Here is a 16,689-nt window from a genome sequence, read left to right as displayed (position 1 = left end):
AGGTGTTGTCATGGGTCGTGTGTAGCTAATTATTGATGTAGCTAATTATTTAAGGAATCCAGCGAGATAATGTTAGGTTTTACTCCTGCAGTCAGGTTGAGTTTGGGCTTGGTGGTACTCACAGTGTCCATCCTGATCCTCGCGCAAGCCATCGGGTTGGCTCCCGGTGCCGAGCGCCAACAATTGGATGTGCGCAAGCGCCTGACGGAAACACTCGCATCGCAAGTGACGGTAGCTATTTTGCGTGGCGATGATGTGCTGCTGCAGTATTTGCTGGAATCCACCGTAGAGCGCAATCCGGAAATTGAATCGGCCGGTGTGCGCCGCAACGACGGCATTATCGTCGCGCAAACCAAATTGCATGCGCAAAAATGGACAAAGGCAAAACCGCACGAATCCACGCCGACCCATGTGCGTTTTCCACTCATGATCAACGGAGCCAAGCGCGCCGATTTTGAAATCACTTTTGAACCCCTGATGAGCGACAGCCATCCCATTTTTGGGATTCCAACGTTCGTTTTGTTGATTATTTTTGTATCGCTCAGCGGCTTTGTGGGATTTTGGTATTACATCAAGCGCGCACTGAAACACCTTGACCCCAGTGCAGTTGTACCCTCACGGGTGCGCAATGCATTGAATATTCTGGCGGAAGGGGTGCTGATTCTGGACAGGCGTGAACAGATCGTGCTGGCCAATACCGCGTTGATTGAACATTTAGGGCGCAGTGAACAGTCGGTTTTGGCGAAAAAGGCCAGTAACCTCGGCTGGTATCTGGACCCCAAGCAGGAGGCGCTCGAATATCCCTGGATTACGGCCATCAATACCGGCATCAAACAGACCGGTGTTCGTGTGTTGCTACCACAGGCCGATGACAAGGATAAAATCTTCCATGTGAATGCGGTTCCCATTTTGGATGCCAAAGGCTCAAGCCAGGGCACCATTGCGGTATTTGAAGACATTACCGAGCTGGAATCCAAAAGCCGTTTGCTGGAGAACATGATCCAGGAGCTGGCGGCGAGCCAGGCGGCGATTGAAAGCAAAAATAAAGAGCTGACCTACCTTGCCACGCGCGATCCGTTGACCAACTGTTTCAACCGCCGTGCACTGTATGAGCATCTCAACGGGAAATTTGATGGCGCGCGCGCGGGCGATACCGAGTTCAGCTGCATCATGGCGGATATCGATTTCTTCAAAAAAGTAAACGATACCTACGGCCATGCCGCGGGTGATGAAGTGATTAAAATGGCCGCCAACAGCCTGCGCGAAGTGGTACGCGATATGGATATGGTGGCGCGCTTTGGGGGTGAGGAATTCTGCGTCATTCTGCCCGGCGCCCCGCTGGAGCAGGCGCAAATGATTGCCGAGCGCTGCCGCGAAAAAATCGCCCAAGCCGAAACCAACGGCATTAAAGTGACCGGCAGTTTTGGCGTGACCTCCATCCGCATGGGGGCGACTACGCCCAACCAATTAGTCCAACAAGCAGACGAAGCCCTCTACTATTCCAAACAACACGGCCGCAATCAGGTCACTTGTTGGGCTCCGGGTATGGAATCCATCATTGCTGAAACCCAGCATTAAGCGGTTAATTGTCTGTCTATTCCTCACGAGATGATCTTGCCGGTGGTAAATCTGCCGCCAGTAATTACAATAGCCCCATCTGTTATACGCCATTGCGTATCGACTTCTATAAAAAGCTAACGGGATATTGTTTTGAAATCAGCCACACCACAACGCCGTGCCCCCGCATCCGAGCAAACATCCAACCTGCTGGTCCGCCTGCTGAAAGAGGGTGCCCTGATTGGTTTGGGCGCTGTTTGTTTGTATCTGTTGATTGCGATGGCCAGTTACGATCCTAACGATCCGGGCTGGTCAAAAACCGGTGAGAATGCTATCGCCCAGAATGCTGGCGGTGCTTTTGGTGCCTGGATCGCCGATGTATTTTTCTCGCTGTTTGGTTATCTCGCGTATTTATTTCCGGTAATGATTGCTTACCGCGCCTGGCTGGTACTGCGCGACCGCACCAAGCAGGATGGCATTGACTGGCTGTTCTTCGGATTGCGCGCGGTAGGGCTTATTTTGGTGATGGTGGCAGGCACCGGTATTGCGGCCATGCACTACAGCGATGGTGCATCGGTATTGCCTTATTCAAACGGTGGATTATTAGGCGCAGCGGTTTCTGATGGTGTATTCAATGCGTTCAATTACACCGGCGGCACCTTGCTGATGCTGTCGATGTTTTTGGTGGGCATGACTATTTTTACCGATCTTTCATGGTTAAAGCTCAGTGAAGATATTGGCCGCTGGGTGCTTATCGGCATTAACCGTGGTTTGGAAAAGTGGCAGGTGTATCGCCGTGAAAAAGCAGAAAAACAAATTGCCGCCAAAGCTCAGGAACATCGCCGTGAAGTGGTTGAGCAGCATGTAAAACAGGAAGCCAAACGCGTTGCGCCGGTCATTATTACCGAGCCGCCTAAAAAGAAACCGGCACCCAGCCCGCGTATCGAGAAAGAAAAACAGCCTTCGTTGTTTGAATCGCTGGAGCCCGCGGTGGGGCAGTTGCCGCCGTTGAGCTTGCTCGATCCTGCTGATAAACGCAGCGATAAGGGTTATTCCAAAGAATCGCTGGAAGCCATGTCGCGCATGTTGGAGTTGAAACTCAAAGACTTCGGTATTGAGATTGAAGTAGTCTCGGTACAGCCGGGGCCAGTAGTGACCCGTTTTGAAATCCAACCTGCACCGGGTATTAAAGCCAGCCGTATTTCCGGTTTGGCGAAAGATCTGGCGCGTTCACTTGCAGTAGTTTCTGTGCGTGTGGTGGAAGTTATTCCCGGCAAATCGGTGATGGGGATCGAAATCCCTAATGCGCATCGCGAAATGGTGCGTTTGTCAGAAGTGATCGCGTCTGATGTTTTCGATAACGCCAAATCGCCGCTCACTATGGCATTGGGGCATGACATTTCCGGCGAGCCGATTGTGTCTGACCTCGCCAAAATGCCGCACTTGCTGGTGGCCGGTACTACCGGTTCGGGTAAATCCGTGGGCGTGAACGTAATGCTGCTCAGCCTGTTGTATAAGTCCACTCCCAAAGAAGTGCGCTTGATTCTGGTGGACCCAAAAATGCTGGAATTGTCGGTCTATGAGGGGATTCCTCACCTTCTTACCCCGGTAATCACCGATATGAAAGACGCCTCCAACGGCCTGCGTTGGTGTGTGGGGGAAATGGAGCGCCGCTACAAGCTCATGTCAGCGCTGGGTGTGCGTAACCTCGCTGGTTTTAATCGCAAAGTAGATGATGCGATTAAAGCGGGTGAACCTATCAAAGATCCGTTGTTCAAACCGGAAGAAAATTTTGAACCGGGAGCCGAAGTTGCAACCGCGCCGGATTTGGAAGAGCTGCCGTTTATCGTGGTGGTGATCGACGAATTCGCCGACATGATGATGATTGTCGATAAGAAAAAGGTCGAACAACTGATCGCCCGTATCGCGCAGAAAGCGCGTGCGGCAGGTATTCACCTGATTCTCGCGACCCAGCGGCCATCGGTAGACATCATTACCGGTTTGATTAAAGCCAACGTGCCCACACGTATCGCATTCCAGGTTTCCTCCAAAATCGACTCGCGTACCATTTTGGACCAGGGCGGGGCAGAGCAGTTGCTTGGTCACGGCGACATGCTCTATTTACCATCGGGCACCAGCGTTCCCATTCGTGTCCACGGTGCGTTTGTGGATGACCACGAAGTGCATAAAGTCGTGGCGGATTGGAAAAAACGCGGCGCTCCACAATATATCGACGGCATTACCGATGATGACAACAACTCCATTCCGGTACCGGGATTACCGAGTGAAGGTGGCGAAGGTGATGATAGTGAAACCGATGCTCTTTACGATGAAGCCGTGCAGTTTGTAATTGAATCGCGCAAAGCTTCTATCTCATCGGTACAGCGCAAATTGCGCATCGGCTACAACCGCGCCGCACGTCTGATCGAGACCATGGAAGCGGCCGGTGTTGTTTCCTCGGCGGGCCATAACGGCAACCGCGAAGTATTAGTTGGTGGCGGGCGCGATTTTAATTAGCGTTTCTGTGCAGAATTTATCGCGCGTGATTTACCTGCCGTTCATCCGCACCCGATAGGATTCGGGTGTCGGTCACTTCATTAACTATTGGATTTTCTATGAAACTATTCGCCCGAATATTTGCTGGCTTATTGTGTGTATTTTCGTTTTCCGCGCTGGCGGCCGATGATCAGGCTGCTGCGCAATTGCGCAAGCAACTCGATGCCATGAATAGCCTGCAAGGCAATTTTGTACAAACCACTTACGACAACAAAGACGGCGCTGAACAAGACTCCAGCAGCGGCGAATTTATGCTTATGCGCCCGGGCAAGTTTTATTGGAAAACGCTCGATCCTATGCCGCAATTATTGGTCTCCAACAATAAAACGATTTGGTTGTACGACCCGGATCTGGAAACCGTCACCGTGCGCGAATTCACCGATGACCTGCGCGAAACCCCGGCACTTTTATTGAGTGCAGATGCCGAGCAATTGCGCAAACAATTTTCAGTCACGCGCGATACCAGCAACAAAACTGCCGATGCGTTTACACTCACGCCCAAAGTGACTGAAGGCATGTTCCAACATTTAACGCTGGTATTTAAAAACGGCCAGTTAACCGAGTTTTCGATCAAAGACAGCTTGGGGCAGGTAACTCGCTGTGCGCTCAGCAATGTTCAGCGCAACAAACCTCTCGCGGAAGAAAAATTCTTTTTTCAAATACCGGAAGGTGTTGAGGTGTTACAAGATTAAGTGTGTTGAAAGACTAATCTCTGTTGCGATTAGTCTTGTGAATCCCTGCTCTCGGGGGTTACGTTGCGGTGAATGTTCACTGCGTATTTGTATAACAGCGATTGTTTGCATAAGAGCGCTTGGCGGGTTTAAAACTGCAGCCTTGCGCCCACACTGAAATCCGTCACCGGCTCTGGCAATTGGTATTGGCGTACAGCGGCTTGCAAGGCCCAGCGGCTATCCAATTCGTAAATCAACTTCGCACCAACGAATAGATCATTGCCATCCTGCTCGCTCTTCAGTGTGCGGTTGTTTGCATTGCTTTTGATGGTGTTTTCCCAGCTAAAGATTCCCGCATCGGCCACCAGTGACCAGGCCTGTTTTTGTACCAGCTCATAGCCCGCGCCCAGTAACCAGCCTGCTCCTAAAATAGGGGTAACTTCTGCTAGTGCCTGATGATATTGCTCTGGTGTTAGGCTATCGCCGCGGATACTGGCGCTACCTTCTCCCAAGTCGCTGTAACCCAACAACCAATAGCCTTTTCCCTTCCATGACTCCTTGTTATCCCCCCAGCTGTAGTTGAGCTCGATTGCCCAACTGGTATCGGAATCTTTACTGGTCACTATCGCGGTATTTTGCCCCGGCAGATTGTCAGGTAGGGCGGGTGTTGCAGTGTTGCTTTTGCCAAGTTGCAGGCCAATCCGTAGGTCTTCTGCCAATGCAGGCAGGGCGAAGAATAAACTGCCGATGAGGATTATTTTTTTCATTGAATGCGATCCTTGTGGAGCCTGTAAGAGTAGGGCACCAGTAAGCCCAGTAGCAGCAACAGAAGACTGGTGCCTGTACTGCCGCCGCCGGACGAAGACTGGTTACTGATACTGGTGGTTTGGTATGCCTTGACCCTGATACTGGCAGTCCCCTGAGCCTGACCGCCATTGCCGTCATCGACTTGATAGACAATCTGATCCATACCATCGAACCCCGCTTTAGGCGTGTAGGTGAGGGTTTGATCGCTATTAATGCTCAGGGTGCCATGCTGGGCGGTCGCCGAGACAATGCTGAGGGTATGGTCATCGGCATCGGTATCGTTGGCCAGAACGTTCAGGGTGATGGGGGTGCGGTCATCGGTACTGGCCTGATCGACTTGCGCCACCGGAAGGCTATTCGTTATTACGGTGAGGTTTACCCTCGCAGTGCTAATGCCACCACGGCCATCGCTCACGGAATAGTCAATCCAGGTGTTGCCGCCAAAGTTGGTCGGCGGGTTATAACTCAGGCGAGTCCGGTCGATGACAGCGACTTGTCCCAGCGGGGAAGATGCACTGGCCAAAGTCAGGTTATCGCCATCGGGGTCGCTGTCGTTGGTCAATACATCCAGCTCGACAGTGCGATTCCACAGACTTTGCAGAGTTTCACCCACTGCCAGAGGTGGCCGGTTGTCGCTCAACATTACCGCTACGCCACCCGGGTCCAGAATCGCGCGATTAGCCTCTCCGTCTGCATCGTTGGGGCCGCCATCTTCAATCAATAATTGGACACAGTGGTCGCCCTCGGTTAATCCGGGTTGCCAGAGCGCATCGCCCGGTGGTGGGCAGAATCCGGGTTCACCGCGTGTGCTGAATAGCTGATTGCGCTCATTTTGGATGAAAAATTGCCATTGCTCATTGAGCAGTTTGCGATAGACCGCTTGGGCGGGAATGGATTGGCGTTGGGGCAGAACCAGATTGTAGCTTTGCCCCGCCTGTGGCAGGCCGTAGGCGATAAAGCTGAATAAACCGCCGGTATTGTGCGCGGCCTCATCGGCAATCCCGACGGTGTTAACCAACAATCCGCCCGATGGATTTGCTGCTGAATCTGTTGTCAGATAGGCATTTTTACGCAGGCAGACACCCGGATCACCTTCGGCAAGGTACTCGACCGATGTCTGCAAAGTTTCTTGCATGACGTTGCAGTCGCTAATGGCATCCAGATAGTCAGGTATACCATCGCCGTCAGCATCGGCATAACCTTCAATGGCATCGGGAATCAGGTCGCCATCGGTATCTGCGTCACCCAGCACTGCCAATTGCGGCAGAACCTCTACATAGACTTGAACGCGGTTGCTCAGGCCTCCTGCATCGGTCACTGTGAGCGCGAGAGGATAAACCCCTGCAGCGAGCGACTTGGGGTCAAATTGGAAGTGATCGGGGCGGGTGGAAAAGTTAACCAAAGAGCCCCCATCCCACACTAATGTTAAAGCGTCATCAGGGTTGGCATCACTCACCTTGGCTTGTGCAGTAACCAACCCGTCCAGTTGGCTCACCGTGAGGCGATTCTGGCTATTTTGGGTCACCTCGATACGCCCTTCAGGCGCAATATTGGCTTCGCTGATTGTTATCTGTGAGGAGGATTTTGCGCCCAGATTTAACGAGGGTGACAGGCTGATCACCAGTTCCTCACCGGAATCTGCAAGACCGTCTTCCAGCAGATGAACTTGAATACTGGCCTCTGTGCCGCTGGTGATCGTGACTGAGCCGCTGCGCAGGTCGTGGTCATTAATATCGGCACTGCCGCCGACACTGAACGGAATCACGAGTGGATAAACCGGGCTGACACCATTCAAATGCACTTTAAGGGTCACTTGGGTGCCTTCACTGGCCGTTTGATCCTTGCCCAGGGAAACCAGCGGATGGACACTGACTTTTTGGCTGGCCAGCGCTTGGTTGCCGTTGCTGTCGGTTGCCTGCCAATAGGCTTGGTAAACCCCGGGGGGATATATGGAGGTGCCGTCCACCAGTGATACCGCTATGGGGCGATTGTTGGTATCTACCGCCGAGGCTTGCCCCAAATCTACTTTGGTATAGAGCGCGGTGGCATTCACTTCCACATCTTCCGGTGGCGTAATAATGGGTGTTGCCGCATTGCTTTCGCCCGTAATCAGCAGCACTGCATCCGCCTGGGCTGTAGCACCTGAAGGGTCGCGGATGGTGTAGCTGAGATTGACCTGACCGCGGAAACCGGCAGGTGCCATATATCTCAGCCCTCCGGTCTCCATACTGACTTGCCCGAGGGGTGCTCGCGCCTGCATCAGCTGGAGTGAGTCGCCATCCATATCTTCGTCGTTAACCAACACATCCAGCAGGTACTGGTTGTTGCTATTGGCGGTCATAGAAAAACGGTCTGCTCTGGCAACCGGAGTGTCATTACTATTCATGACTTCAAGGTTAAAAGCTGGCAGCGCGGTGCTTGCAACGCCATCGGTCACACTGATTTGTATGGCGTTATAAACACCCACATCCGCATTGGTTGGAGTGCCACTCAAGCGGCCTGTTGCGGGGTCAAACAGTGCCCATGCAGGCTTATTGGCGATGGTAAAACCCAGCAGGTCTCCGGTATCGACATCACTGGCACCGGGTGTGAAGGTGTAGGGGCTGTCTTCACTGACACGGGTGGCCGGTGTACCAGTGATGACAGGCGCATCGTTGACTGGGGTGATGGTGATATTCACCCGGATAGTATCGGTGAGGGCACCATCGCTGACCTGGACGACAAAGCTGTCGTTACCGTTGTAGTCAGCACGAGGGCTGTAACCCGGGCTAATACTGCCCCCGCTACCACTGGCATTGGCGGTTCCCTGTACTGGGGCAGACATTAGGCTCCAGCTGAGCGTATCGCCATTGGGATCCGTGGCGGAAAGGCTAAGTGCGAAGGATTGGGGTGCGCCATCTTCACTCATGGTGACATTGGTGCTTGCCCCTTGGGTAATGACTGGTGGCAGTGCATATTGCTTCAGCACAGTGGCCGTCACATCGCTGGCGACATTCCCCAACGGGTCTGTCAGGACGAGGGTGAGCGTGAGGGTTCCCTCGCCTAGAGCGGTAACATCCAGGTTGCTGATCAACTGGCTGGCACTGCTGATCGTGCCCGAACCGGTGACGGCTGTGCCACCGCCGCTGCTGGTAATCGTAAACGTATAACTCGCACCTACTTCACCGCTGTTGATGGTGAAGCTGAGGGCGTTTTCGTTTGCTGTGTTAATTACTGCCTGATTTATCACCAGGCTGTGACCGCTGGGTGCAGTAAGGTCAAGGTTCAACTCATTGTTGGTAGCGTCTTGGCCTGAGTTACCGGCAATGTCGGTAGCGGTGGCCAATACGCCAAGTACGCCGGGAGTGAGTGCGCTCAGGCTATTATCGGCAAGGCTCCAGTTGCCATCTCCCGAGTTGGTTGCGGCAAGGGTTTGGCCTGCTACCGTCACACTGACGCTGGCGTTGGCATCATTCACAGTACCGGACAAAGGCGGTGTGGTGTCTTTGGTCGTGAGGGTACTTACCGTCACTACCGGAGCAGTGGTATCGATAACAACGGTGAGCGGGGCACTGGAAATACCGGTGTTGTTCCCTGCATCGGTTGCTTTGGCCGTGATCTTATGGGTGCCCGCGGTCAGGGCGCTACTGGGGGTGATACTCCAATTGCCGCTGCCATCCACAGCTACTGTCCCCAGATCGCCATCAATATCGGAGCTGAGTGTAACAGTGGTGCTCACATCCGCGGTGCCGGAAAAAACGGGCTGGACAATCTTGGTGATGTTGTCGCTATTGGATGCTCCCGAATCACTGGCGGCTTGCATATCGGGAGTAGTGGACATGGGCAGGCCGGAAGGGCCTTCTTCTCCTTCTGCTAATGCCAGTACTTCTGCCGCTGTCAAAGCTCGTTTATAAATACGCAGTTCATCGATATAACCTTTGTAATAAGGGTCGCCCCAGTTACTTTTGCCGATGTAGTTATTTATCCGGGTTAAGTTCAACGGAACATTGCCCATCTGGTCTGCATCCAGCACGCCATCTACGTAAATCCGGGTTCGTCCGGGCGTGGCTGAATCTGCGCCTTCAACCGTCACTGTGTAGTAGTGCCACTCATTGAGTTTGATGGGTGTAGCGCCATTCACCTTGATGGTGCTGCTGCCGTTATAAGCTTCGTAGTAAAAAAATTGAGAGTTGCCATTTCTGGCAATGATGATGTTGTCGCTCGATGCACCATTACCAAAGTCAAAAAAACGCCCCCATTCTTTCAACTCAGTAGGGTGAGCCCAAAGGGTGATGGTCATACCCGTGCGGAAATCGGCAAATCCATCCGGCAAATCCAGATAGTCATCATCTCCATCAAAATACAGGCTGGCGGCGTTGGGGAAGTCAGTGGGCGCTTTTATTGTGGTGTTGGGTTGGGGCATGTTTTGTGCCCCGCCAGCACCTGTAGGTGTGCCTGGATAACCTGTGCCCGAACTGTCTGCGGCTTGGGTTCCAGCGACAGTCTCATCAAACTTCCAATAAGCGACCAAATCCCCCGCATGGGCTTGGGTAGCACCACAGAACATTGTCAGGGTGAATAGGTGGGCGAGGTATGTACACCCCCCGTTTTTGTGGCGATTCAATGAGCGAGTCAATAGCTACACCTCAGATCTGGATTACTGTTAGTTGTTATTAAAATTGGTAGGGCTTTTTTGTTGATCGATCTATTGGTTAGGGACTGCTTGATCAAAATCCTATTGAGTAAAGATAGAACAGAATAAAAAGCTCGTACATTATATTGGTTTTGACTCTATCTATATGAGATTGATGATCTCGCGACTTATAATGGCTGCACTCCCATTTCTTACTCAAATACCGGAAGGTGTTGAGGTGTTACAAGATTAATTTGCTGTTTTCATAACAGGATAGACATGGATTTATTCGGATCACCCACACCCGCCTATCAACCGCTTGCCGCGCGTATGCGCCCGCGCAATCTGGATGATTACATCGGGCAAGAGCATCTGCTCGCCGCGGGCAAACCCCTGCGCGAAGCCATTACCCGCGGTCAACTCCATTCCATGATCCTGTGGGGGCCTCCCGGTGTGGGTAAAACCTCGCTCGCAAAATTATTTGCCGAACAAGCTGATGCCCGTTTTGAAACGCTTTCGGCGGTGTTATCCGGCGTAAAAGAAATTCGTGCGGCGGTTGCGGCGGCGCAGCAGGAGCGAATCTCAACTCGTCGCAAAACGATTTTGTTTGTGGATGAAGTGCATCGCTTTAATAAATCCCAGCAGGATGCATTTCTGCCTTACGTGGAAGACGGCACCTTTATTTTTATCGGTGCGACGACTGAAAACCCTTCGTTTGAATTAAATAATGCGTTGCTCTCGCGCTGTCGTGTATATGTACTGCGTGGCTTACAGCCAGAGCAATTGAAAAACGTATTGCTGCAAGCACTCAATGACAAAGAGCGCGGTTTGGGTGAACAGCAGATCAGTATCGACGACGATACCCTGATGACGCTCGCACAAGCGGCCGATGGTGATGCACGTAAATCGCTCAACTTGTTGGAAATCGCTGCTGATTTGGCCGATGACGATGGCGATAAAAAAGTCATCAATGAACACGTTCTGGCCGAAGTGCTCGCCAGTGATGTGCGCCGCTTTGATAAAGGCGGCGATATTTTTTATGAGCAAATTTCTGCGCTGCATAAATCTGTGCGCGGCTCCTCGCCCGATGGCGCGCTCTATTGGCTTGCCAGAATGCTCGATGGCGGCTGCGATCCGCTTTATATCGCCCGCCGTGTAGTGCGTATGGCCAGTGAAGATATAGGCAACGCCGACCCGCGCGCGCTGCCGTTGTGTTTATCCGCGTGGGATGTGCAGGAACGTTTGGGCAGCCCGGAAGGGCAGTTGGCTATCGCTCAGGCAGTGGTGTATCTCGCCTGCGCACCCAAAAGTAATGCTGTGTATAATGCGTTCAACCAAGTGATGGCCGATGTGCGCAACCAACCGGCTTACGATGTTCCCCTGCATTTACGCAATGCCCCCACCAAACTCATGAAAAACATGGATTATGGTGCGCAGTACCGCTACGCCCACGATGAGCCGGGCGCTTATGCAGCGGGTGAAAATTATTTGCCGGAAGAGATTGCGCAAGCGCGTTACTATCAACCGGTAGAGCGTGGTTTGGAATTAAAAATTCAGGAAAAGCTCGCGCATTTGCAAGAGCTGGATAAACAAAGTAAGCAGCAACGCTACAAAAAATAGACTGGGAAAACACAATGCAGTGGTTAGCAATCGCATTAGGTGGTGCGCTCGGATCTGTACTCAGATTCGCGGCGGTCGGCTATCTAACACCACTGTTAGGGATTCGTTTTCCGCTAGGCACGTTTATCGTGAATATTGTCGGATCGTTTTTAATCGGCGTTGCTTATGTGCTGCTGGTTGAAAAAACAACCTTGTCTGCTGAATGGCGGTTGTTTTTTATCACCGGCGTTTTGGGTGGCTTTACAACCTTCTCCGCGTTTTCGCTGGAAATATTTCAGTTGTGGCAGAGCGGTTATGTATTGAATGCGCTTATTTATGCAAGCAGCTCAGTGATTGTCGGTCTGTTAATGGCGTTCACTGGAATGGCCTTAACACAGAAGTTTTTTTAGATTGTAGCCCGCATGGAGCCTAACGAAATGCCGGGTTTGTATTGGCAATTATTCCCCCGTATTCCGCTAGGCTCCATACGGGCTACGGATAACATTTTTTTAACTTTCAAATAGATAATTACTCATCATGTTAGATTCAAAATTACTTCGCACCGCTACTGAAGAAGTAGCACAGGGTTTGGCAAAACGCGGTTATCAATTAGATGTTGCCAAAATTCAAGCACTGGAAGAAAAACGCAAAGAAATTCAGGTAAAAACTGAAAACCTGCAAGCCGAGCGCAACTCCATTTCCAAAGGTATCGGCAAAGCCAAACAAGCCGGTGAAGATGTTGCGCCCATGATGCAAGCGGTGGAAAACATCAAGCAGCAATTGACCGGTGCAGAAGTAGAGCTTGCGGCAATTCAAGCCGAGTGGGATGAGTTTGTAAAAGCAATTCCCAACGTACCAGCCGCTGAAGTACCGGAAGGTAAAAGTGATGAAGACAACGTAGAAGTGCGCCGCTGGGGCATGCCACGCAGTTTTCATTTCCCTATTAAAGATCACGTTGATCTGGGTGCTGAACTGGGCGGTTTGGATTTTGAAGTCGCCACCAAAATCACCGGCACCCGCTTTGCGGTATTGCGCGGCGGCGTGGCGCGTCTGCATCGTGCGCTCGCACAATTTATGTTGGATACCCACATCAACCAACACGGTTACGAAGAAGTGAACGTGCCTTTTATCGTGAATCGCGATTCATTATTCGGCACCGGCCAGCTACCTAAATTTGAAGAAGATTTATTCAAATTAACCGACGACCGCGAATTTTATTTGATCCCCACTGCCGAAGTGCCGGTGACCAATATTTATCGCGATGAAATTGTGGATGAAACCCAACTGCCTATTAAACTCGTCTGCCATTCACCTTGCTTCCGTTCTGAAGCAGGCAGCTATGGCCGCGATACCCGCGGCATGATTCGCCAGCACCAGTTCGAAAAAGTAGAGCTGGTACAGTTTGTACGCCCGGAAGAATCAGATGCAGCGCTTGAAGCCTTGGTGAGTCACGCCGAAAAAATCCTGCACGATTTAGCTCTACCTCATCGCACTGTTATTTTGTGCGGCGGCGATATTGGTTTCTCATCCGCCAAAACTTACGACATCGAAGTGTGGGTGCCATCGCAAGATAAATACCGCGAAATTTCCTCTTGCAGCAGCTTCCGCGACTTCCAGGCTCGTCGCATGATGGCGCGCTACCGCAACAAAGAAACCGGCAAACCTGAATTGCTACACACCCTTAACGGTTCCGGCTTGGCGATTGGCCGCACCTTGCTAGCAGTGTTGGAAAACTACCAACAAGAAGACGGCAGCGTGATTGTTCCGGAAGTGTTGCGCCCTTATATGGGTGGTACTGAAGTATTGGTGCCAGTTAAAAAGTAATTACAAGATTCACTTATGTGAACGTAGGGTGGGTAGAGCGCAAGCGATACCCACCTTTTTTATTGGAGATATGAAAATGTGGTGTCACAAGGTAAAAGATCAGCGCGTTCGTACTCTTGGACAAGATTGTGTGTTTCGAACAATCCTAATTTTGGGGTTGTTGATTACAGTAGCAATAATTTTATGGATTTTAATAGTTGACTGGGATGGTTTAACCTTTATCTGCGATAGCTACTCCTGTATGGCTAGCATGATGGATGTTTTAAAGCTTCCGATTGCAATTTTAACTGCAGTGTTTGCCGTAGCCGGTTTTTATGCGGTTGTTTTTCGTAGCCAACAAACTAGCATACAAATTCAAGAGTCATTAAATCAAAATATATTTAAAAATTATTTGGATCATAAAAAATCATTTATGGATATTTTAAGTGGGCTTGAAGAGAATAAGAAAATTGAAATTTCAAACAAGGAGAAAATTTATGCGGAGTTGTTTCCTTTTAATTCTCCGTTACGCGTTGAGTTTAGTTCCCGATCAATAGATTCTGAGAAGTCATTGATAATATTTTGGGTCGATAAATTTAACTCAAAAATGGAAGAATTAGATGAAATTTTTCATGGCTCCCTTTCGAATGAGGGGCGATTTGTTCACACTGATGTATTTGCACGGTGGTTGAGTGGATATTCAAACTTTTTATTAGAAACGCATATCAGTTTTGCGGGTGGTGTAAAAGTTACAAGTCAAATAGGGGCTAAATATTTTGCCGGGAGGGAAGCATTGATGAGTATTCCTTCTGATCTTGAGTTGTCATTTTCACAGATGCAGTACGTGCTGCAAACGTTAAGCCGATTTTGTTTATTGAGATCATCTGATTTAAGTGTGAAATCTCCATCTTCAGTTCGTTCCAATGAACTCGTCAGATTGGTTGAAGTAATAACAAAAGAGTTTATATGCTAGGTGGTTCATCGGCGGCAAAGTTATATGCATAAGTCTTATTTTTGATTCCAAAAATGCCAATATCTTTCATTTCACTTTTTGGGTATTATGTACGGAAAATCCGTACATATCAGGTGAGCTATGGAAACTATTAGTGTCAACCGCTTCCGTGACAATCTCAAAGAGGTGGTGGAGGGGGTTATTAATAACCACACCCCTTTGAAAGTCACTCGCCGCGCTGGTGAGGATTTTGTGGTGGTGAGTGCCGATGATTGGGAGCGGGAGCAAGAAACCCTGCATGTTTTGCAGTCCAGTGACTTGATGCGGCAGATAGCCGTTTCACTGAAAACCCACAGCCAAAGCTCCGGTTACCAACCCACGGAAGGGGAACTCAATGAAATCACTGGTGTTTGAGGGCGAAACCTGGGCGGCTTATGAAACTATGCGCGAGCGCGACAAAGCACTGCATAAAGCCCTGTGTAAAGTGTTGAAGGAGTTATTGCGCTCTAAAGATCCAACCAAAGGAATTGGTAAGCCTGAAGCGCTCAAGCACAATCTCTCTGGTTTTTGGTCGCGACGTATTTCCCACAAAGACCGCCTCATTTATAAGTTTGATGACCACGCGATTTATGTTTTCGCAATCGGTGGTCATTACGATCAGTAGATACTTCTATGGATTATTTCCCCGTCTTTCTCGATTTAAAAAACCGCCTCTGCTTGTTGGTGGGCGGAGGTGAAGTGGCAACTCGCAAAGGGCGTATGCTTGCTAAAGCGGGTGCGCGGTTGCGTATTGTGGCGCCGGAGATTTCTGCCGAGCTGCGCAGTTTGGTGATGCAGAATAATGGCGAGCTGCATGAGCGCGAATATCACACGAGCGATTTGCAAGGCTGTGTGTTGGCGATTGCGGCAACGGATATTGAAGCCTTGAATGAAAAAATTTCTGCGGATGCCCAAGCCCTGAATTTACCGGTGAACGTGGTAGACACACCGGCGCTTTGTACTTACATAACCCCTGCAATTATCGACCGCTCGCCGCTGGTGATTGCGGTGTCAAGTGGAGGTGAAGCGCCAGTTCTTGCGCGCTTGGTGCGTGCAAAGTTAGAGACATTAATTCCAGCGAGTTATGGAAAATTAGCGCAGTTGGCCAGTTCATGGCGTGATCGTGTGAAAGCGCGTTTTGATGATGGCGATAGCCGCCGCAAATTTTGGGAAAAAATTCTGCAAGGCCCTGCTGCTGAATTAACGTTTAACGGGCAACAAGCTGCAGCGGATGAATTAATCGCGCGTGAATTAGCGGGCGATCAAACCCAGCTGACTCAAGGTGAAGTCTATTTGGTGGGTGGCGGCCCCGGCGATCCGGAACTATTAACCCTGCGCGCTTTGCGTTTGATGCAGCAGGCGGATGTAGTGCTCTATGACCGTTTAGTATCAGACGGTGTGATGGAATTAGTGCGCCGCGATGCCGAGCGTATCTATGTGGGCAAGCGCCGCAATGAACACGCTATGCAGCAGGAAAATATTAATCAGTTGCTGGTGGATTTGGCCAAAGAGGGTAAACGCGTATTGCGTTTAAAAGGCGGCGATCCATTTATTTTTGGTCGCGGCGGTGAAGAAATCGAATTACTGGCGCAACACAATATTCCTTTCCAAGTGGTGCCTGGTATTACCGCTGCCTCTGGTTGCGCTGCCTATGCGGGTATTCCATTAACGCATCGTGATTATGCCCAGTCAGTGCGGTTTGTGACCGGGCATCTGAAATCAGACGATACTAATTTACAGTGGCCAGAGTTGGCGAATCCAACCCAGACACTGGTGTTTTACATGGGGCTGGTAGGTTTAAAAGAAATTTGTGAATCCCTGATTGCACATGGCCGCGCGGCCAATACTCCGGTTGCTTTGATTGAAAAAGGGACGACGCAGCAACAGCGTGTTCTTGTATCGGATTTAACATCTATCGCTGATGTTGTTGCGGCCAATGATGTACATGCCCCTACATTATTTATTGTCGGTGAAGTGGTGCAGTTGCATGAAAGTTTGCGCTGGTTTACACCGCAAATAAAAAACGCCTGATTGCTCAGGCGTTTTTTTATTTTCTTTTTCTTAACATTAAACGCGGATTCAAGTAATAACTG

12 protein-coding genes are annotated in these 16,689 nt (G+C 50.5%); 10 read left to right on the top strand and 2 right to left on the bottom strand.

Annotated elements, in window-relative coordinates; genetic code table 11:
* Positions 1–69 precede the first annotated feature (69 nt).
* The 3 genes from B2739_RS07305 to lolA all read left to right on the top strand — a co-directional run bounded on the left by B2739_RS07305 (position 70) and on the right by lolA (position 4,805).
* Positions 70–1,578, top strand: coding sequence for a diguanylate cyclase (locus B2739_RS07305; protein ID WP_331345209.1), 1,509 nt, complete (start codon positions 70–72; stop codon positions 1,576–1,578).
* 126 nt (positions 1,579–1,704) lie between these two features.
* The gene (locus B2739_RS07300; protein ID WP_414633217.1) at positions 1,705–4,074 is read left to right on the top strand and encodes a DNA translocase FtsK; all 2,370 of its coding nucleotides are present in this window, start codon (positions 1,705–1,707) and stop codon (positions 4,072–4,074) included.
* A 98-nt stretch (positions 4,075–4,172) separates the two neighbouring features.
* On the top strand, positions 4,173–4,805 hold the full coding sequence (lolA, locus tag B2739_RS07295) for an outer membrane lipoprotein chaperone LolA (protein WP_331345207.1): 633 nt from the start codon (positions 4,173–4,175) through the stop codon (positions 4,803–4,805).
* Between the two features lie 128 nt (positions 4,806–4,933).
* Here the strand turns inward: lolA and B2739_RS07290 are convergent, their stop codons facing one another.
* On the bottom strand, positions 4,934–5,551 hold the full coding sequence (locus B2739_RS07290; protein ID WP_331345206.1) for an outer membrane beta-barrel protein: 618 nt from the start codon (positions 5,549–5,551) through the stop codon (positions 4,934–4,936).
* Positions 5,548–10,206 carry an Ig-like domain-containing protein gene (locus B2739_RS07285; protein ID WP_331345205.1) on the bottom strand — a complete coding sequence of 1,553 codons (4,659 nt, stop codon included), beginning with the start codon at positions 10,204–10,206 and terminating at the stop codon, positions 5,548–5,550. Before B2739_RS07285 ends, B2739_RS07290 begins: the two co-directional genes overlap by 4 nt.
* 276 nt (positions 10,207–10,482) lie before the next feature.
* On the opposite strand from B2739_RS07285, the gene B2739_RS07280 reads away from it, so the two are divergent.
* The 7 genes from B2739_RS07280 to cysG all read left to right on the top strand — a co-directional run bounded on the left by B2739_RS07280 (position 10,483) and on the right by cysG (position 16,627).
* On the top strand, positions 10,483–11,823 hold the full coding sequence (locus B2739_RS07280; RefSeq protein ID WP_414633216.1) for a replication-associated recombination protein A: 1,341 nt from the start codon (positions 10,483–10,485) through the stop codon (positions 11,821–11,823).
* A 14-nt stretch (positions 11,824–11,837) separates the two neighbouring features.
* On the top strand, positions 11,838–12,212 hold the full coding sequence (crcB, locus tag B2739_RS07275) for a fluoride efflux transporter CrcB (RefSeq protein ID WP_331345204.1): 375 nt from the start codon (positions 11,838–11,840) through the stop codon (positions 12,210–12,212).
* 127 nt (positions 12,213–12,339) lie between these two features.
* Positions 12,340–13,626 carry a serine--tRNA ligase gene (gene serS, locus B2739_RS07270; protein WP_331345203.1) on the top strand — a complete coding sequence of 429 codons (1,287 nt, stop codon included), beginning with the start codon at positions 12,340–12,342 and terminating at the stop codon, positions 13,624–13,626.
* A gap of 28 nt (positions 13,627–13,654) precedes the next feature.
* Positions 13,655–14,578 carry a hypothetical protein gene (locus tag B2739_RS07265; RefSeq protein ID WP_331345202.1) on the top strand — a complete coding sequence of 308 codons (924 nt, stop codon included), beginning with the start codon at positions 13,655–13,657 and terminating at the stop codon, positions 14,576–14,578.
* A 120-nt stretch (positions 14,579–14,698) separates the two neighbouring features.
* Positions 14,699–14,971, top strand: coding sequence for a type II toxin-antitoxin system Phd/YefM family antitoxin (locus B2739_RS07260; protein ID WP_331345201.1), 273 nt, complete (start codon positions 14,699–14,701; stop codon positions 14,969–14,971).
* Positions 14,952–15,221, top strand: a complete 270-nt coding sequence (locus B2739_RS07255; protein WP_331345200.1) for a Txe/YoeB family addiction module toxin — start codon at positions 14,952–14,954, stop codon at positions 15,219–15,221. The genes B2739_RS07260 and B2739_RS07255 overlap by 20 nt, the downstream gene beginning before the upstream one ends.
* Before the next feature lie 8 nt (positions 15,222–15,229).
* A complete protein-coding gene (cysG, locus tag B2739_RS07250; protein WP_331345199.1) occupies positions 15,230–16,627 on the top strand; it encodes a siroheme synthase CysG in 1,398 nt (465 codons plus the stop codon).
* The last annotated feature ends 62 nt before the right edge of the window (positions 16,628–16,689 follow it).

This window comes from Cellvibrio sp. UBA7661, assembly GCA_002483365.1.
GTDB lineage: Bacteria > Pseudomonadota > Gammaproteobacteria > Pseudomonadales > Cellvibrionaceae > Cellvibrio.
The sequence above is the reverse complement of the archived record's forward strand: the minus strand, read 5'-3'. Positions and strand labels throughout refer to the sequence as shown.